Annotated in this window: 15 protein-coding genes; 1 reads left to right on the forward strand and 14 read right to left on the reverse strand. The window is 62.4% G+C overall.

The genetic code is table 11. The features are described from left to right. Window positions 1-38: 38 nt before the first annotated feature. The 14 genes from HNQ95_RS03715 to HNQ95_RS03780 all read right to left on the reverse strand — a co-directional run bounded on the left by HNQ95_RS03715 (window position 39) and on the right by HNQ95_RS03780 (window position 15,978). Entirely contained in the window at window positions 39-1,256 is a 1,218-nt protein-coding gene (locus tag HNQ95_RS03715) for an efflux RND transporter periplasmic adaptor subunit (protein WP_182573376.1), read from the reverse strand. Between the two features lie 3 nt (window positions 1,257-1,259). Next, entirely contained in the window at window positions 1,260-3,623 is a 2,364-nt protein-coding gene (locus tag HNQ95_RS03720) for an ABC transporter permease (RefSeq protein ID WP_182573375.1), read from the reverse strand. A 4-nt stretch (window positions 3,624-3,627) separates the two neighbouring features. Further along, window positions 3,628-4,335, reverse strand: a complete 708-nt coding sequence (locus tag HNQ95_RS03725) for an ABC transporter ATP-binding protein (RefSeq protein WP_182573374.1) — start codon at window positions 4,333-4,335, stop codon at window positions 3,628-3,630. A 70-nt stretch (window positions 4,336-4,405) separates the two neighbouring features. Continuing rightward, complete coding sequence (locus HNQ95_RS03730; RefSeq protein ID WP_182573373.1) at window positions 4,406-5,317, reverse strand: ribose-phosphate pyrophosphokinase; 912 nt, start codon at window positions 5,315-5,317, stop codon at window positions 4,406-4,408. After that, entirely contained in the window at window positions 5,314-6,879 is a 1,566-nt protein-coding gene (locus HNQ95_RS03735) for a thymidine phosphorylase family protein (protein WP_446680308.1), read from the reverse strand. Before HNQ95_RS03735 ends, HNQ95_RS03730 begins: the two co-directional genes overlap by 4 nt. Next, a complete protein-coding gene (locus tag HNQ95_RS03740) occupies window positions 6,822-8,201 on the reverse strand; it encodes an MBL fold metallo-hydrolase RNA specificity domain-containing protein (RefSeq protein WP_182573371.1) in 1,380 nt (459 codons plus the stop codon). Before HNQ95_RS03740 ends, HNQ95_RS03735 begins: the two co-directional genes overlap by 58 nt. A 28-nt stretch (window positions 8,202-8,229) precedes the next feature. Next, the gene (locus HNQ95_RS03745) at window positions 8,230-9,501 is read right to left on the reverse strand and encodes an MFS transporter (RefSeq protein ID WP_246340534.1); all 1,272 of its coding nucleotides are present in this window, start codon (window positions 9,499-9,501) and stop codon (window positions 8,230-8,232) included. Then, the gene (locus tag HNQ95_RS03750; RefSeq protein ID WP_182573370.1) at window positions 9,498-11,921 is read right to left on the reverse strand and encodes a heavy metal translocating P-type ATPase; all 2,424 of its coding nucleotides are present in this window, start codon (window positions 11,919-11,921) and stop codon (window positions 9,498-9,500) included. Before HNQ95_RS03750 ends, HNQ95_RS03745 begins: the two co-directional genes overlap by 4 nt. Window positions 11,922-12,003: 82 nt before the next feature. Continuing rightward, window positions 12,004-13,431 carry a multicopper oxidase family protein gene (locus HNQ95_RS03755; protein WP_182573369.1) on the reverse strand — a complete coding sequence of 476 codons (1,428 nt, stop codon included), beginning with the start codon at window positions 13,429-13,431 and terminating at the stop codon, window positions 12,004-12,006. 96 nt (window positions 13,432-13,527) lie between these two features. Beyond that, a complete protein-coding gene (locus HNQ95_RS03760; RefSeq protein ID WP_182573515.1) occupies window positions 13,528-14,196 on the reverse strand; it encodes a methyltransferase family protein in 669 nt (222 codons plus the stop codon). A 2-nt stretch (window positions 14,197-14,198) separates the two neighbouring features. Continuing rightward, window positions 14,199-14,534, reverse strand: a complete 336-nt coding sequence (locus HNQ95_RS03765) for a DUF2933 domain-containing protein (protein WP_182573368.1) — start codon at window positions 14,532-14,534, stop codon at window positions 14,199-14,201. Window positions 14,535-14,596: 62 nt separating this feature from the next. After that, the gene (locus HNQ95_RS03770) at window positions 14,597-14,875 is read right to left on the reverse strand and encodes a DUF5676 family membrane protein (protein WP_182573367.1); all 279 of its coding nucleotides are present in this window, start codon (window positions 14,873-14,875) and stop codon (window positions 14,597-14,599) included. Between the two features lie 13 nt (window positions 14,876-14,888). After that, entirely contained in the window at window positions 14,889-15,635 is a 747-nt protein-coding gene (copM, locus tag HNQ95_RS03775) for a CopM family metallochaperone (RefSeq protein ID WP_246340533.1), read from the reverse strand. Then, window positions 15,568-15,978 (reverse strand): hypothetical protein, encoded by a 411-nt coding sequence (locus HNQ95_RS03780; protein WP_182573366.1) that lies wholly within the window; start codon window positions 15,976-15,978, stop codon window positions 15,568-15,570. Before HNQ95_RS03780 ends, copM begins: the two co-directional genes overlap by 68 nt. A gap of 258 nt (window positions 15,979-16,236) precedes the next feature. On the opposite strand from HNQ95_RS03780, the gene HNQ95_RS03785 reads away from it, so the two are divergent. After that, window positions 16,237-17,526: an ATP-grasp domain-containing protein gene (locus tag HNQ95_RS03785; RefSeq protein ID WP_182573513.1), complete on the forward strand. Its 1,290-nt coding sequence runs from the start codon at window positions 16,237-16,239 to the stop codon at window positions 17,524-17,526. The last annotated feature ends 10 nt before the right edge of the window (window positions 17,527-17,536 follow it).

Here is a 17,536-nt window from a genome sequence, read left to right on the forward strand (position 1 = left end):
CTGAAGGCCTCATCGGAAGGCGCCGCCATGTTTGCTTTTCAATCTAACGTATCGCGCTCGGTCACGATCACGCCGTCCTTGACCCTGTCGCTTGGGTGCAGCACGACATGGTCCCCGGCGGTGATGCCGGACTGCACCTCGGCCATTCGGCCGTTGCGCTGTCCGATCTTGATGGCAATGGCGCGTGCGGCGCCGTCTTTCACTGCGAAGACAGCCCAGTCCTCGCCTTTTCGAAAGAGAGCCGCGACCGGTACGGTCAGGACGTCCTCGGCTCTCCAGGTCGTGACATGCACGATCACCCGGTAATCGTGACCAAGCGGCGACCATGCTTCGGGAGGATCGACGAAATCGATGATCGTGCGGACCCTTTGCTCCTCGATGCCGAGCGCGGAGACCTTGACGAACCCCGCCGGGTCCACCCGTGTCACCTGGCCACGGATGGATGATCCGCCCCAGCCATCGATCCGGACAGGTGCGCCGGGCTTGATCCGGACAGCGTCGGTCGACAGAAGGTCGGCGACGATCTCGAGGTCGCGCGGATCGCCGATCTCGATCAGCGGGGCGCCTGCTTGCACCACCGCTTCGCTCTCCTGAATGATCTTCAGGATACGGCCGGTAACAGGAGTGCGCAGCTGGATGCAGCAGGCAGGATCTGATTCAACTAAGGCTCCGGACGGTTCGCCGAGTCGCGCCGCGACGCTGGCACGTTCGTTGCGCCGGACTTCGACCTGCGCCTTCGCGCTCGCCAAAGCAGCTTGATTGATTTCGACGTCGAATCTCGCCTTGTCCAGGACCTTGAGAGAGATCGCCTCGGTCCGCGCGAGCGCTTCCGCCCTCTGCAGTTCCGTGCGCGAAAATTTGAGCGCCGCCTCGATCCGGCGCGCTTCGGCTTCGGCGAGCGTAATTGTCGCTTCGGTAGCCGCCAGCGCCGCCTGCAGCTCTTCGTGCGTGCGGGCATCGTGAAAGCTTGGCACAGACGGTTGCATCACCGCCATCGTTTCGTCGACGGCGACCTGGTCCCCGACATGGCGAGGCGGAGAGATTCTGAGGACCTTTCCGGCGATTGGCGCAGACACAACATACACGTGGCGTACGCGTGTCTTGGCCTCGTCGTCGATCGTGACCTCCATGGGACCTTTCGCCACCGTTGCCAGATCCACTGCGACGGGCCGTGGCCACGCGAACCAGACCGCGCCGGCGGCCAACACCGCAAGGGCCACAGCCCCTACGGTTCGCTTCATCGAAATCGTGCGCATGGTTCAATCTCGCGTCTTGAGAACGGTGACAAGGTCCAGTCTGTTGATGCGCCGGCGTACGACGAGTGCGGAAAGCACGGCTGCGGCAATCACGATCGCGCTGGCGAAGACATAAGTGGGCTGCTCAACGACCAGGCGCACCCTCATCAATTCGCCGGCCAGGTTGGTTTGCATGATCCAGGCAAGGCCGTAACCCATGACCCAGCCCGGTGGCTGCGCGAGCAATGTCAGCAGGGCCAGTTCGAGAAGCAGGATGCGCAACACTTCTCCCCGGGTGAAGCCGAGGACACGCAGGCTGGCCAACTCGCGCGCGCGTTCCGAAAGCGAAATACGCGCGCTATTGTAGACGACGCCGAAAGCGATGACGGCTGCAAGGCCCGTGTAGATGCCTGCCATAGTTGTGATGAGCAAGGCGATCGCCTCGCGGAAATTCGCCAGCGAGACCCGCTGCAAAGCCAAACCGCTGACGACCGGCATACCTTTGACGGCGGCATAGAACATGTCGTGTGCGCTTGCGTCGAGGCTCACATTGACGCTGTTCACCGTCGGTGCTTCGCGCATGAGGCGGGCGAGCGCGTCGGCGTCCATCATGCCCCGGATGCCGAAATAGTCCTCGATTAGTGCGGTCACACGAAGAGAGACGGTCCGCCGCGTCCCTTCGAGCAGGTCGATCTCGACCGACTCGCCAAGCTCGACCCCGAGGACCTGAGCGAGCATGCTGGAAAGCGCCAAACCCATGTCCGGCAGCACGACGGGTCGCAGGTCAGCGTCGATAATGCGATTGAGATCAGCGTTGAGCGGCCTGCCGCTGATCACGATTCGACGCTCGATAGTTCCGTTCCGTATGCGGACCGGGACCTCCCGCGAGGGCTCAACTGCGAGAACACCCGGAAGCCGCGCGATCTGCATGATAACGTCCTGCGGGCGTTTTTCCACGAAGCTGACGGTGGCGTCCTGCCGATCGGCCAGGAAGAATGTCACATCGATGAGTTCCTCCATCGTATCGCGAGTAAAAAGCGAAACAACGAGGATCGCCGTCGCGAGCGCCATTCCGAGCATCGTGAATGAAGACCTGACCGGATGGCGCGTGATGTTGCGCAACATCATCATGGTCGGTTGCGAGACGAACTTGTCGAGCGTGAAATTGGCGGGCAGCAGCCGCCGAAAGCGCGGCGGCGCGGGTGGTTGCATCGCGACGGCCGGCGCCAGCCTCACGACATCACGAAGGGCGCGCAGAGCGCCTATTGCCGCGGCAATGAGGCTCAGCGCCGCGGCGACGACGTAGAGATCCGGGCTTCTGGTGAACACGAGAAACGGAAAATGGAAAAAGTCTCCGAATAGATTGGTAATCCGTATCCCCAGCCACGTGCCCGTTGCGGCGCCGATCACTATGCCGATGGCTGCGATGACCATGACGAACTTGAGGTAATGCGTGACGATGCTGGCGTTGCGGTATCCCAACGCTTTCATGAGCCCGATCTGCTCGCGCTCCAGCGCCACGAGTCGAGTGAGAGTGAGATTGACCAGGAATGCCGATACCAGAAGGAAAATTGGCGGCAGCGTCCGGCTCATATTGCTGAGCATGTCGAGTTCGTGGTCGAGCCACGCATGGGAGGTCTGGTCCTTCCGTCCGTGGGCTGCCCGTCCGCCGTAGCGGTCGAGTATCGCGTCGAGGCGCATGATAACATCGCGCTCGGAAGCGCCCCGCAACAGCTTCACCGCCACGGACGAAAACGCGTCATCGAGGTCGTAGACGCTGGCAAGTGCCCTCTCCGACATCCAGATGATGCCGAAGCGGCGGTCGTCCGGCATGATGTCGCCCGGCCCGACCGCGTAGATGAACTCGGGTGACAAGGCGATGCCAACAACCACCAGTTCGCGCTTGCGGCCGTTCAATATTGCCGAGAAGCGGGATCCCGGCGTGAAGCCATGGGCTTTGGCAAAGCCCTCATTGACAACGGCCTCGTCGGCCCGTCCCGGTTCCGGCGCGCGACCTTCTCTCATATAGAGCTGGTTGAGCGCGGGCTCGCCGAGCTCTGGCAGCGAAATGACTTGTCCGGTGGCGGGCTCGGAATAGTTCGGTATGTCGAGCAGGGCGAGCTTGACGATGCGCGCGTCGACGCTGGCAACGCCTGAAATTTCCGCGATCTGGTCGACAAGGGTCCTCGGCGCGCGCCGCGCCGCGGCAAAGACGTCCGCAAACCTGTAGCGTTCGTAGTAGGCGGCACGCGTTTCGTCGAGGGACCGGTAGGAGCCGACAGCCAGAATGAGGGTCGCCACTCCGCCGGCAATGACGAGAGCGATCGCAAGCGCCTGGGCCCACAGCCGTACAAGATCCCGAAAGAGCTTTATATCCAGTGTGCGCATCGGATCACCAGACAAGCTCGGCGGCAGTTCGGCGCGCCTCGTTCTTGTGAATTCTCGAGATTTGACCGTCGGCGAAGAACAAGACGCGGTCGGCGACATCCTGGATGCTGGCGTTGTGCGTTATGATGAGGACCGTGGTGCCGAGCTGTGCATTGATGCCCAGCAGCGCCTCGATCACCCGAATGCCTGTCTTCGAATCCAGGGCGCCTGTCGGCTCGTCGCAGAGCAGCACCTCAGGCCGTTTGGCTATCGCCCGGGCAATGGCCACGCGTTGCTGTTCGCCGCCCGAGAGCTGTGCCGGGAAGTGGTGCATGCGCGCCTCGAGCCCGACGAGCGCGAGGGCTTCGTCGGGACGCATCGGGTGATCGGAGATCTCGGTCACCAGTGCGACGTTTTCATAGGCTGTGAGGCTGGGAATCAGATTGTAGAACTGGAACACGAACCCGACGTGCTGGCGACGATAGGCTGTAAGGCTTCGATCATCGAGGTTGGTCAGCTCGAGATCCCTGAAGAACAATTGGCCGCTGGTGGCATGATCAAGCCCACCCATGATGTTGAAGAGGGTCGACTTCCCGCTGCCCGACGGGCCGAGCAGAACGACCACTTCTCCAGCAAAGATTTCCAGGTCCACTGTGCGCAGGGCAAGCACCTGCGTTTCGCCGGAAACATAGGTTTTGGTCAGTGCTTTCGCGGTGAACACGGTGTCGGACATGGCCGTTATCCGTTCTCGCCTGGTGCAACGTCGATCCATCTGGATACATGCAGGTCTGCGGGCATTATGGTCACGATCTTTCCTTTGGCGAAGCGTCTTTGAACATTTCGATGCCGGCCTGGGCCAGAAGTCCGGCTAGGGAAATCGCATTTGATGGGTGGGGAATTGAGTCCGTGCTTACGACCCGGGCAGGCCCGGCCGCGAGCAGTTGCTCGTAGGCGTTCTGAGCGAATACGGGGTGGATGACGACGCATACGGCTGGAGGAAGACCCAGCCGCCTCAGGTGACCGAGGGTTTCGATCGAGGTCCGTCCCGACGAGACGATGTCGTCGACAATGACGGGTGTTCGGCTGACAGCGGCATCGATCGAGGGAAGGCTCACCTCGACGTCACGGTCACCCCGGCGGGTTTTCGTCAATACCTGATAGGGAAAACCGGCTCGCTTGGCGATGTCGGACACCCATTGTTCGCTTTCGCTGTCTGGGCCTATGAGGATCGCGTTGGGAAGATTGTCTCGCAGCCAGTCGGCGATCAGAGGTGCTGTCGCCACACGACGGACCGGGATGCGGTACAGCCCGGAAAGCTCGGGATTTCTGTGTAGATGGGGATCCGCCGTCACCAGCCAATCGAAACTCTCTTCGAGAAATCGCGCGAACAATGGCGCGCTGACGGCTTCGCCGGGATTGAACCGCTTATCCTGGCGCATGTAAGCCAGATAGGGCGCGATCAGTCCGACGGAGCGGGCGCCGAACTCGCGCGCTGTCGCCGCGGCGAACCGTAGCGGAAGCGCAAGTTCGTCGGGATTGCGCAAGCTGGCGACGAGAGCGACATCAATGCCGTCCAGGTCTTCCTCGATCGTGACGAGGGATTCGCCATCGGGAAAATGACGCCAGTCGAGCCGTCCATTTCGCGCGGCCAGCATTGGAGCCATCGCCTCTGTCAGCCTACGCTGCAGTGGGAAAGGAAGCAGCATGCGGGTCATTCGGCGGCTCCGATCCCGAATATGTCCGGATGAGCCGCGGCATACGCTAACGCGTATTCCAGTTCTCCAGGCGAGTGGGCATGGATGTGAAACAGCGGCTCACCGGCCTGGATGCTGTCGCCAATCCTAACACGGGTGTAGATTCCAGCTGTGGCGCTGCCTGGAGCGCCGGCGAGCTTGGCTACCTTGGCAAGTCGACGGTTGTCGATTGCCTGGATCTGGCCGGTTCGGTTGGCGAGAACCGGCCTGGCGTGAGGGGCCGCGCCCGGCTCGGTAAAGCCGCCCTGCGCCTCGCAGATCGCGAGAAACTTTGTGAGCGCAGCGCCGCCGTCGAGCAGAGTGCGAGCAATGGTCCGCCCTTTGCCGGGGACGGCTCCGGGTGCGGCATCGAGCAAGGCGGCGGCAAGGTCGAGCGCACGGCTTCGGAGATCCCGGGGGGCGTCAACGTCATTGCGCAGCACGCTCAGCACGTCTCGCGCCTCGAGAGCCGGACCGATGCCGTAGCCAACAGGTTGGCTTCCATCGGTTCGCAGCACAGAGAGGTTAAGTCCGAGCGCCTGTGCCGTCTCACGCAGGCGTGCTTCAAGAGAAGCTGCCGCCGCGACGGAACGCACCTTGGCGGTCGGCCCGACGGGAATGTCGATAAGCACGTGGGTGGAGCCGGCGGCGGCCTTCTTCGAAAGCACGCTAGCGACGAGTTGTCCGTCGCTGTCGAAGTCGAGTGGACGCTCGATGCGGATCAGTATGTCGTCGGCTGGGCTGAGCCGGACGTTTCCGCCCCAGACGATGCAACCCCCTTCGCGCTCGACCACGTTTCGCATGGCATCGAGATCGAGCGCTACCGGCGCCATCACCTCCATCGCGTCGGCGGTGCCGGCAGGAGATGTGATGGCACGTGAGGACGTTTTTGGAATCCGGTGGCCGGCGGCGGCAACGATTGCAACGACGATGGGCGTGGTGCGATTCCCCGGAAGGCCGCCGACACAATGCTTGTCCAGCACCGCGCCGCTGCCCCAATCGATACGCTCTCCAACCGCGAGCATTGCCTTCGTCAGTGCAATCGTCTCCTCATTATCGAGCCGCTCGCCGGCACATGCCGTGACGAACGCGGTCAGTTCGATGTCTGACAAACGGTTGTTGACGGTGTCGCGCATGATGGCGAGGAAATCCGTCTCGCCGAGCCGCTGGCCGAAGACCTTCGCCCGCAAAGCCGGCGCCGACGCGGGCGGTTCGGGGTGACTGAAGAGGGCCCATGCATCGGGGCTTGGCTGGAGCAATGCCCAGGCGGCTTCGGACAAGGCAGCGACGTCCAGGTCGAGGCGATTGTCGACAACGACGTTGAGTGTGGCAACCAGTTCGCGATCGCCGCTACGCGCCAGAACCCGGGTGAGCGCCGTGAAGCCTTCGGACCGGCAGACGTGGCAATCGCGATGCATATAGACGACCGGTTGCTGGTATGTGTCGATGCCGGCTCGGACGAGGCGTAGCCGGCTATGGGCGTCACTCATGCCGGCTGCTCCAGATCGATCCGCTCGAGGTGTTCCGGCACACGCGCTTGCCATTTGAGTTCGCGATTGATGCGCCCGCGCAGCGTATCGGCGGAATCCAGTTCGCCGTGCGTGAGGTAGGTCATTGCCGGTGCGCGGCGGGCATTCCGCATCCAGTCGAGAATCTCGTCTGCATCCGCGTGACCGGAAAAGCTCTCTAGCTGAACGACTTCCGCGCGGATAGGCACGTCTTGTCCAAACATCCGCAGGTGGTCGGCGCCGGCCGCCAGGGCAGCACCTCGCGTGCCGCCAGCCTGGAAGCCGGAGAGCAGGATCGCATTGCGTGCATCTGATCCGAAGGCTTGAAGATGGTGCAGCACGCGCCCGCCCGTGAGCATGCCGCTTGCCGAAACGATGATCATCGGCCCCCGCCTGAGGTTCAGCGCTTTCGATTCCTCGACCGATCGCACCAGCGTCGCGATCGAGTACATTGCGCGGCACTCTTCCACGCTGACGTGGTGCTCGTCATGAAAGCGGTGATAGATATCCGTGGCGTTGATTGCCATCGGGCTGTTGAGGAAAACGGGTACGGCCGGAATCTCATCGCGCTGTCGAAGCCGTGCAATTTGCAGCATAATGCCCTGTGCGCGGCCCACTGCGAAAGCCGGAATGACGATCACGCCGCCTCGACCGGCGACACGCCGGATCACCGGGGCAAGCTCCGCTTCCGCGTCGATCCGTCGGTGTTTGCGGTTGCCGTAGGTGGACTCGCAAACCAGTATGTCCGCCTCAGCCAGCGGTAGTGGTGGCCGCATCAGCGGGTCTTGCGCGCGTCCGATGTCGCCGCTGAAATGCACAGTCGTTCCGGCGATGTCGACTCTGATCTGTGCGGCGCCAAGCAGATGCCCCGCGTGAAGGAAGCGGGCGCGAATGCCGCGCCCGACTTCAAATTCCTTGTCGAAGTCCTGGGTCGCGATGTGTTCGAGTGAGGCCTTGGCATCTTCGAGAGTGTAAAGCGGCTGAGGGTCGGCATGCTTGGAATAGCCCCGCTTCTTGGCAAATCGTGCTTCCTCTTCCTGAAGGTGGCCGCTGTCCGGAAGCAAAAGCGAGCACAGTTCCGCGGTGGCGGGAGTGCATATCACCTTGCCGCGAAAGCCATTGCGCACGAGCGCGGGAATGTAGCCGGAATGATCCAGATGCGCGTGTGTCAGCAGCACCGTGTCGATCGTTTCAGGCGGCACCGGGAACGCCGCGCGATTGCGATCGCGGAGCTGCTTGTAACCCTGGAAGAGGCCGCAATCGATGAGGACGCGGCGCCCATTCGTTTCGAGCAGGTACCGCGATCCGGTCACGGTTCCCGCGGCGCCGAGAAATTGAAGGGAAGCTGGGGAGTTCATGGGGCTCTCCGAACAGTTGGCAAAATGATCATTCCGGGATTCTCCCGGCGGGAACGGTACGAGGATCAGCCGTTACAGGCGCAATTAGACGCGGCAGCTTCAGGCTTGCCGTCGCAGCGAGTGCCATCACCAGGGCTGCGGTAAGGAAGCCTGCGCCTTGCAGGCCGTTGAAGCCGAACAGCAGACCAGCGCCCGCGGAGCCCACCGACAGCCCAAGGCTCACTGCTGCCGCCTGAATGCCGAGTTCGACGCCCTGACTTCGCGCGGTGATCCGCGACACCCAGAAGGCGAGCAGCGGACTGATCACCCCGGCGGAGGCCGCGACGACGGACACAGCGAACAGCATCTCGCTGAAGGCGGTGATTGATGGAATTACCGCCAGACCGATCGCCATCACCAGGAAGGCGGGCGCGACAAGGACTTTCGTCGCCGCCGGCTTGACGAGCGGCGAAAAGACAAGCCCCTGCACCGCAAACATCACCACGCTGCAGGTCGCGAACGTAAAGCCCAGTTCGGCGGGACTCATTGCGAGCTCATCGTTGCGTAGCGTGAGCCCGACCTCGAATGCGCCAAGTCCCGCCGCGGCTACAGAGGCAAGGGCGAGCAGCCGTATCTCCCCGGGCACGAAAGTCGACGTTTTGCGGTTCTTCGTGTCTACCGGTTGGCCGGTCACTCGGCCTCCAGGCAGGATCAACCTCACGCCGCCTGCCGCGGCCAAGGCGAGGCCCGATGCAAGAAGAAAAGGGGCGGCCTGCAAGAGGGGCACCGCCTTACCCGAGTCAAAAGCCCATCCGGCAGCGAGGCCACCGAGCATGGGACCGAGCAGGAAGCCTGCAATCGATGCCATGCTGACCCAACCAAAGGTTCTGGCCCGCCGATCATCGTCACCTTCCGTGTCGGCAATGAACGCAAGGGCTGTGGGAACTACGGCGGCGGCGAAGCCGCCGTTCAGGATTCGTCCGACATAAAGAAGCAGCAAGTTCGGCGCGAGCGCCGAAGCCGCCAAGGTGACGGCGAAGCCGATCAGGCCAACGACAAGGACGGGTCGACGCCCGATCAAATCCGACACCCGTCCCCAGAGGAACGCGACAGCCAGTGGTGCGGCGACATAGGCAGCAGTCAGAAAGCCAATGTGCCGTGCAGCGAATGTCGGATCTGCGGAGCCTGCGAGCCGTTCGACCATTGTTGGCAGGACCGGCAGGACAATCCCATAGCCGAGCGCGACGATGAAGGACGAAGCCAGAAGTGCGCCCAGAACCCTCGACGACAAAGGCAGGGGAGGTTTTGCGGTCCCGCTCATGCCGGGGCGCCGGTCGGCTGCTCATGAGCGGCGCTTGCGGCAGTCGATGCGGCCGGACGGATGCCCTCGAGCCTGGTTCGTTTGAGCAGAAGCGCATTAACAGCGACCAGCGCCGAGCTGCCCGACATTGCCAGCGCGGCGATCTCGGGGCTTAAAAGGAAGGGATATAACACGCCGGCCGCGAGCGGGAAGGCGATGACATTATAGCCGACAGCCCACCACAGGTTCTGATGCATCTTGCGAAGGGTGGCCCGTGACAAGGTCATCGCCCCGACGACGTCATAGGGATCGCTCTTCATCAGCACGATATCGGCGCTTTCGATCGCCACGTCGGTGCCTGCACCGATCGCGAAGCCGACATCGGCCTGCGTCAGGGCTGGCGCGTCGTTGACACCGTCGCCGACCATGCCGACCTTGAGGCCCTGTCCCTGCAACTCCTTGATCTTTTCAGCTTTCTGGCCGGGCAGAACATCGGCCAGGACGATGTCGATGCCGAGAATGCCGGCGATACGCTTGGCGGTGCCGGCATTGTCGCCGGTGAGCATGGCGACGCGGACGCCCTGCTCGTGGAGCTTCTTGATGGTCGCGATGGCGGTCGGGCGCGGCGCATCGGCGATGGCGATCAGTCCAAGAAGTTTTCCCGATCGCGCCACATGAATGACGGTGCGGCCTTCGCCCTTGAGCGCTTCAGCCTTCTCGCCGAGCGCCAAGAGGTCGATCTTCTGCTCGTCCATGAGACGCCGGTTGCCGAGGAACACCTGATCTCCACCGATAGCGGCGCTGGCGCCCTTGCCTTCGATGTTCAGAAAGCCCGAAACCTTGGGAAGCTTCAGGTCCTTGGCCCGCTCGACGATGGCGACGGCCAGCGGGTGATCCGATCCCTGATCCACCGCAGCCGCGATTTGCAGAACTTCGTCGGGCGAAACACCGGGCGCGGCAACGATTTCGACGACCTTGGGCTGACCCCTGGTCAGCGTGCCGGTCTTGTCGAAGACGATCACATTCAGTTTTGTCGCGTCCTCGAGAGCGGACGCATTCTTGAACAGGATACCGTTGGCTGCTCCGAGACCGGTACCGACCATCACCGCCATCGGCGTGGCGAGGCCCAAAGCATCGGGACAGGCGATGACGAATACCGTGATGGTCAGGGTCATCGCAAAGAGCAGCGGCTGGCCAATCCACCAGAACCAGACGGCAAAGGTCACGAGGCCAATGACGATCGCAGCCAGCACCAGCCATTGCGAGGCGCGGTCGGCAAGCAGTTGCGCCGGCGCCTTGGAATTCTGTGCTTCCTGGACCAGTTTGACGATCTGGGCCAAGGCAGTGTCGGCGCCCACCTTTGTCGAGCAATAGCGCAGCGTGCCGCTCTTATTGATTGTAGCGCCGATCACGGCATCGCCGACTTTCTTGGTCACCGGCATGGATTCGCCGGTGAGCATCGATTCGTCGATGGTCGACTCGCCCTCGATCACTTCGCCGTCGACAGGAAGCTTGTTGCCGGGCCGCAGGACAACGATGTCGCCGAGAACGACGTCAGCGGTCGCAACCTCAACCTCCTTGCCATCGCGGAAGACGTTGGCCTTGGGCGGCGCGAGATTGAGCAGCGCACGGATGGCGGCGGACGCGCCAGCCCGCGCGCGCATCTCCAGCCAATGGCCGAGCAGGATGAAGACCAGCAGCACGCTCGCGGCTTCATAAAACTGCTCGCCTTCGAAGAAGAATGTCGCGCCTATACTGAAGAGGTAGCCGGTGCCGACGCTCAGCACCACCAGTACCGCCATGTTGAGCACGCCGTTTCGCAGGGCGCGCCAGGCGGCGACGACGAACGGCCAGACCGGATAGAGGATCGCGGCGCTCGCAAGGAAGAACATCGCAATGTTTTCGCTGAGCCCGAAAGGCGGGAGGAGCCATGGCTCGCCCATGCCCATGGGCTCCATTGCGAAGATGGGTAGCGTGAAGACCAGGCTGACGAGGAAGCGATTGCGCATGTCCCTGACCATGTCCTGCATGTCCTTGCCGGCGCCGTGTCCCATCTCATGGGCCATTGCGTCATGCGGCACCTTGGCTGCGGCGGTTCCTTCCCGCTTGCCGGGCGCCGCGTCGACCGCGGTGGCGTGCTCCGCGTGTCCATGCATCTGTTCCGAGGGCGCCGGGGCATGCCCCGGCGGGACGGTTGTGCCGCCCGGCACGCAGAGGTGCCGTGGCACGGTCTCGCCCCGGCAATGAAAGCCGCAGGTTTCGATCTCGCGCGCCAGAGTCTGGGGATTCGTCAGCGCCTCGTCGAATTCGACGGTGGCGCTGGTCGAGCCAGCATTCATGGCGACGCTAGCAACGCCGGGCAAAGCGGCGAGACGTTTTTCGACTGCCGCGAAATCCATTATGCCGACAAGGTCGCGTACTTCCAGGGTCGCCTTCTTCATGGTCAGATCCTATTTTTTAGCAGCAAGATGGCTGCGGTTTGGTTGTGCAGGCCGCGGACAATCACCGCGGCCTGCAGATGCCCTAGGCTCGATAGGCGAACGTCGACATCATCCCGGTCGCCATGTGGTAGAGATGGTGGCAGTGGAAGGCCCACTGGCCGGGATTGCCGGCATCGACGGCGATTGTCACCGAGCGACCGGGCGGCAGCAGGACCGTGTCCCTCACCGCTCCTGCAAGGCGCTGCCCATCGATCGCAACCACCTGGAAATGATGGCCGTGCAGGTGCATTGGATGCGCCATCATGCTGGTGTTGCGCAGCGTTACTTCCACACGGTCGCCCGGATCCACGACGAGCGGCGGGTTCGTCTGCAGGCCCCAGCGGTAGGCGGCCATGTCACCGGTGAGCGCCATGTCGAACGTCTTGTCCGCTGGGCGCGATGCCAGTGGTGCAATGGCTCGGAGTTGAGCTTCCAGAGCGAGGTCGAGGACGGGAGCCGCGTCGTCCGCTTCCGTAGCGATCTTCACCACTTCTGCTCCGGTCGGACGCAGGATGAATCCGGTTCGCTCCCCGCTTCCCTCGCGCAGCGCCAGGATCGGGAAGGAGCGGGGTTCGCGCGGCAACTGCACACGGACGTCGATGCGCTGTCCCATCGTCATCGGAAATCGCCGGCCTTTGAGCGGCTCTATGTCCTGACCGTCGACAGCGATCAGTTCTCCATCGAGTTCGCCAAAGTCGATCGTGAATGCCGTCGCGGTAGCGCCGTTGATGATGCGCACCCGCGCGCGGCCGCCGGCTTCCATCGAGAAGACTTCGGGATCGTCCAGCGTACGATCATTGGCCAGATAGGCGTCGTATTCGATGTCGTTGATGTCCATCGCCATGGCTTCGTTGCCATGAGCCATCGTTTGCGCCCCCGCCATGTCCATGCCGCTGTGGTCCATCGGCATGGCGGGGGCGATATTTTTGCCCTGCAGCCCTGCCAGCAACTCCTCCGGCGATGAGAAGGAGAAGTCGTGCAACAGGATGACGATCTCCTGTTCGTCCCGTCCATCAGCGTTGGGATCGGCGACGATCAACGGCGCGGCAAGAAGCGCCTGCTCCTGCAAGGTGTGGGCATGCATCCAATGCGTGCCCGGCGTGCCGACCGGAAAATCGTAGGCGCGATCCGTTCCAGCGGCGATGAGCGGGAGCGGCGCATCGGCGACGCCGTCGCTTGGCCAGGGCGGCGTCAGGCCATGCCAGTGGATGATGGTCGACTCGGCGGTCTCGTTGCGAAGCAGGACATTGAAGGCATCTCCGGCCCGCAAGCGGAGGCCCGGCGCACCGTCGGCCCGCTGGAGGCCGAATACGCTGGCAGCCTTGCCGTTCACCTCGATCGTGCGGCGGACAATGCCAAGCGCCGTCTGGCCGCCCGACTGACCGGCGAAGGCCGGCCTGAGCGGGAACGATGGCGCCGCAAGAATTGCGGCGCCGGCAAGTGCACTTTTAAGGAAATCTCGGCGCTTCATGATCGCCTCCGGTTTTGAACTCCGAAATCTCGGAACTCAGGGTTTAGATGGGACAACAAGACTCACATTTGGCCAGCAATGACGCAGCGGCGGCGATCAACGCGTGCGACGCTCGTCGGCAGAACGAAACAACGTACCTAAGTGCGGGAAGAAGGCGGGCACGCTGGCTGCATAGCGGTCGTATGCCTCGCCGAACTCCTTCCTCGCCTCGCGCTCCTCCACGAAGGAAAGCCGCACATACATCGCTACCAGGATCGGGAACATCGCCAGCGTCAGCAGCGTCGGCCACTGGACGAGGAAACCCGCCATAACGAGGACAAAGCCGACATATTGCGGATGGCGGACATAGGCGTACGGGCCACTCGTGGCGAGGCGGCCTTTGCGCTGTGCTTCGAAGAGCACGCGCCAGGCGGCCGAGATCAGCACGAATCCGCCACCAATCAGGATGAAGCTGACAATGTGGAACGGGCCGAAGTGCGGGTTTAGCCGCCAACCGAACATCATCTCCAGGAGATGACCCGCGTCATGCGAGAACCAGTCAATGCCGGGGTACCACGATTGCAGCCAACCTGAGAGAAGGTAGATGGTCAAAGGGAACCCGTACATCTCTGCGAACAGCGCCACCAGGAAGGCGCTGAACGCACCGAAGGAGCGCCAGTCACGGCCCGTCCGCGGCTTGAAAAAGCTGAAGGCGAACAGGATGAAGACCGCCGAATTGACGATGACAAGACCCCAAAGGCCATAGGCTTGAGATTGCGCGACCATGGTCATGCTCCTTTTCCGCGCGTCGAACCTTTTTGCGCGCTCGGCTCAATTTCCTTCTGCTGGCTATGCCGCCCGTGACCGCCGTGCCCCCCGTGGCCGCCATGCCCGCCGTGCATGAACATGTGCAGCAGAGGGCAGGCCAAAAGCAGCAGGAAGGGAAGGACGCCGAGGGCATGCGCCCGGTGCTCGGAAAGAAGGAAAAAGGCGGCAATCAGCAGGAACGCAATCGTGACCAGACCGGTCTTCGAAGTCCAAAATCCACGCGGTCTTGGCTCGAACTCGGGTTCAGGTCCGTGCCCGACCGGGTGATCAGCCGGATATTGTGTTTGCGTGTTCATGCGTTGGGCTCCTTCCACTGGTAGCTTGATAGAGAATGGTGCTTACCTTCAATCATTTGGATCTATCGGCTCCCGGTCGCGACGACATTGTAGATGGAGGCGTACACGACACCCGCGACGAGCCCGACGATTCCCAAGCCGACAACACCGTAGAGACTACGACCGGCGCTCATCGGAGCAGTTGATTTGACCGCGCCAAGATCAAGCCCGTGGGTGAAAGCGCCGAAGAAGTCGAGTGTTGCGTCCGGCCAGAGCGCAAAAGCCAGGGCACAGAGCATGCTCATCAGGGCGAGTGTGGCGCCCAGCGCGACGCCAACCGACAGAGTGCTAAGTCTGTTCATTGGGCTTCTCCATCTATTTGGCGTGCTGCTTGAGCCATTCCTGCATTTTGGCGATTTCGGATTCCTGGGCGGTGATGATCTCATTGGCCCAAGCCTTGACCTCGTCATCCTTGCCGAACTGCAGGACGGCTCGGGCCATGTCGATCGCGCCCTGATGGTGCGGGATCATCGCTTGGACGAAGGCGACATCGGGGTCGGTGGTCTGGACGCCCTGCATCATCGGGCCGTCCATTTTCTTCATGGCCTCCATGTATGCCTTTGTGGCATCGGACATGTTGGCGGTGTCCATCGGCATGCCTTGCATCATGCCGCCCTGCATCATCGGCATCATCTTCTGCATCATCGACATCATCGCCGTACATTGCTCTGGCATGCTGCCCGGGGTCGATTCCTGGGCCGGCGCCGCCAGCGGAGGACGTGTCGCGTCGGCGTCTGGGTGGTGCTCATCCGTCTGAGCGAACGCCGCGCCGGCCGCGGCCACGAATGCGGCAAGTAGAATCAATCGAAGGTGGGTTTTCATGGCTGTTTCCTTGTTGTCGAAGTGACCTGACTGGCGAACTCTCATTGGGTGCGAAAAGGCAACCAGAATCGCCGGTACAGTTGGATTTCGGGATTGCTCGCGGGACAGCGGGTCGATGAGTGCTGCAGCTTTGAACAGCCTCAGATACCCGCGGCGGCGCGGGATCGCGGTGTCAGGCGAAGAAACGGGGAGGTTGCAGGAGAGCCTCGGGATGGATGCCTGTTCCCAGAAACCCGGCATCCATGCCGTATGCGGCGATTGAGGCACGATCGAGAGTCTCGCACCCACTTGTCACGGGAACGGCGGCACCGCAACAACCCGATCCGGTCGAGGACATGCAATTCGTGCTGCAATCTTGCCTGCAACCGTTGTGGTGGCTGTCCTGGGCTGTTGCCGCATTGTGACTTGTCACTGGGTCTAAACCGTTGGCGGGGAGAGCCGTACTGTCACCGGCAACGCCGAATTCGACAGCGGTATCCCAAGCTTCTCCGGCAAGTCCCGGTGCACTGCTCACCATCGCGCTGCCGGCGATCAGGATGATCGCGGCGAGCAGGACGTGGAAGTGGGTCAGCGTGAGTTTCATTGTTGTAGTCTAGAGCCCATCACGATCACCGCTTTGACTCAAATCAAAGTCAGAACATGTTAAGCGCCGTAAGTGGCTAGGCAATCATTGGACGCTGATGGGATGTCTCTATTGTCGGTCTGAAGTCGTGGAAGCTTCGAAAATGGGTCACGAGTTTCATGCGGCTGGATGGCACGCAGTGTCGATAGCAAGCTGGTTAATGCCGCAAACTACCACGGCCCTATCTTGGGAAAGCGACCACCCGAAGGCGAGGACGAGATGAATGTGCTCGAGGATCCCGGCCTGGCAGAGGCCAGCCGTTCCGTGACAGAGCGGCTTAACCGGAATTGCTTCTGCATTACGCTCGACCGCGCAGCGTTGTGGGCGGCGCTGGATCACGAGGCCGGCGTCACCGGCTTCTACGAAGCTTTCATCGAGTCGCGGCCGCATCTGTTTTCCAATGTCCCGGTCTTCCTCTCCAAATCCGTCATCGAGGAGATGCGCGGGATCGTCGATGCCATCGAGGCGGCGACGAAATTGCCAGGCTACCGCGACGCCGTCCTCTCCTGGGCCCCCGAAATCGCGCAGCGGGATTTCGGTCCGGCCGGCGCGCTGATGGGTTACGATTTCCATCTCGGTGACGATGGCCCCAAGCTGATCGAAGTGAACACCAACGCCGGCGGTGCGTTCCTCAATGCGCTGCTGGCCAAAGCCCAGAAGGCTTGCTGTGCGCAAGTCGAGCAGGGGCTGATCGGCACCAGAGACGATGATTTCGAAACCCGCGTTGTCGCAATGTTCAGGGACGAATGGCAACGCCAGCGCGGCGCCAGTTCGCCGCGACGAATCGCGATCATCGACGATCGGCCCGAGGATCAGTATCTCTATCCTGAGTTCGTGCTCGCCAGGTGGATGTTGCTGAAGCACGGCATCGACGCCGTGGTTGGCGACGCGAGCGAGCTGCAATATGAAAGCGGCAGGCTCCGGCTCGCCGGCCACGAGATCGACCTTGTCTACAATCGCCTGGTCGATTTCGCGCTGGATCGCCCGGAGCATGCAGTACTCAGAGCGGCGTATCGGGACGGCGCGGTGGTGGTCACGCCCAATCCGCACAACCATGCGCTTTTTGCAAGCAAACGCAATCTGACGCTGCTGTCCGATCCGGCCGCGCTGGAAGCCTTTGGCCTTTCTGCAGATATGCGCTTGCGGCTTGCCGGTGTTCCGCGGACCGTTCTAGTCACGCCCGACAATGCGGACGCACTCTGGCACTCCCGTAAGGACATGTTCTTCAAGCCGCTCTCCGGCCATGGCAGCAAGGCGGTCTACCGCGGCGACAAGGTAACGAAAGGAGTATGGACCGAGATCGCCCGGGGTGGCTTCGTGGCCCAAGCCTTCGCCGCACCCGGGCAGCGCATGATCGAGATCGATGGCGCACCCGCACCGCGCAAAATGGACGTGCGGCTTTATACGTATAGTGGCCGGGTGCTGCTCGCGGCCGCGCGGCTCTATCAGGGCCAGACCACGAATTTCAGGACGCCGGGCGGGGGCTTTGCCCCCGTGTTGGTACTCTGAGCATGCCCGA

This window comes from Aminobacter ciceronei, from assembly GCF_014138625.1.
Lineage (GTDB): Bacteria > Pseudomonadota > Alphaproteobacteria > Rhizobiales > Rhizobiaceae > Aminobacter > Aminobacter ciceronei.

Coding starts and splice junctions, on each gene's coding strand:
- HNQ95_RS03715 (WP_182573376.1), bottom strand. CDS start 1,256: ATGCGCACGATTTCGATGAAGCGAACCGTAGGGGCTGTGGCCCTTGCG.
- HNQ95_RS03720 (WP_182573375.1), bottom strand. CDS start 3,623: ATGCGCACACTGGATATAAAGCTCTTTCGGGATCTTGTACGGCTGTGG.
- HNQ95_RS03725 (WP_182573374.1), bottom strand. CDS start 4,335: ATGTCCGACACCGTGTTCACCGCGAAAGCACTGACCAAAACCTATGTT.
- HNQ95_RS03730 (WP_182573373.1), bottom strand. CDS start 5,317: ATGACCCGCATGCTGCTTCCTTTCCCACTGCAGCGTAGGCTGACAGAG.
- HNQ95_RS03735 (WP_446680308.1), bottom strand. CDS start 6,879: ATGGCAAGCGCGTGTGCCGGAACACCTCGAGCGGATCGATCTGGAGCA.
- HNQ95_RS03740 (WP_182573371.1), bottom strand. CDS start 8,201: ATGAACTCCCCAGCTTCCCTTCAATTTCTCGGCGCCGCGGGAACCGTG.
- HNQ95_RS03745 (WP_246340534.1), bottom strand. CDS start 9,501: ATGAGCGGGACCGCAAAACCTCCCCTGCCTTTGTCGTCGAGGGTTCTG.
- HNQ95_RS03750 (WP_182573370.1), bottom strand. CDS start 11,921: ATGAAGAAGGCGACCCTGGAAGTACGCGACCTTGTCGGCATAATGGAT.
- HNQ95_RS03755 (WP_182573369.1), bottom strand. CDS start 13,431: ATGAAGCGCCGAGATTTCCTTAAAAGTGCACTTGCCGGCGCCGCAATT.
- HNQ95_RS03760 (WP_182573515.1), bottom strand. CDS start 14,196: ATGGTCGCGCAATCTCAAGCCTATGGCCTTTGGGGTCTTGTCATCGTC.
- HNQ95_RS03765 (WP_182573368.1), bottom strand. CDS start 14,534: ATGAACACGCAAACACAATATCCGGCTGATCACCCGGTCGGGCACGGA.
- HNQ95_RS03770 (WP_182573367.1), bottom strand. CDS start 14,875: ATGAACAGACTTAGCACTCTGTCGGTTGGCGTCGCGCTGGGCGCCACA.
- copM (WP_246340533.1), bottom strand. CDS start 15,635: ATGCCGGGTTTCTGGGAACAGGCATCCATCCCGAGGCTCTCCTGCAAC.
- HNQ95_RS03780 (WP_182573366.1), bottom strand. CDS start 15,978: ATGAAACTCACGCTGACCCACTTCCACGTCCTGCTCGCCGCGATCATC.
- HNQ95_RS03785 (WP_182573513.1), top strand. CDS start 16,237: ATGAATGTGCTCGAGGATCCCGGCCTGGCAGAGGCCAGCCGTTCCGTG.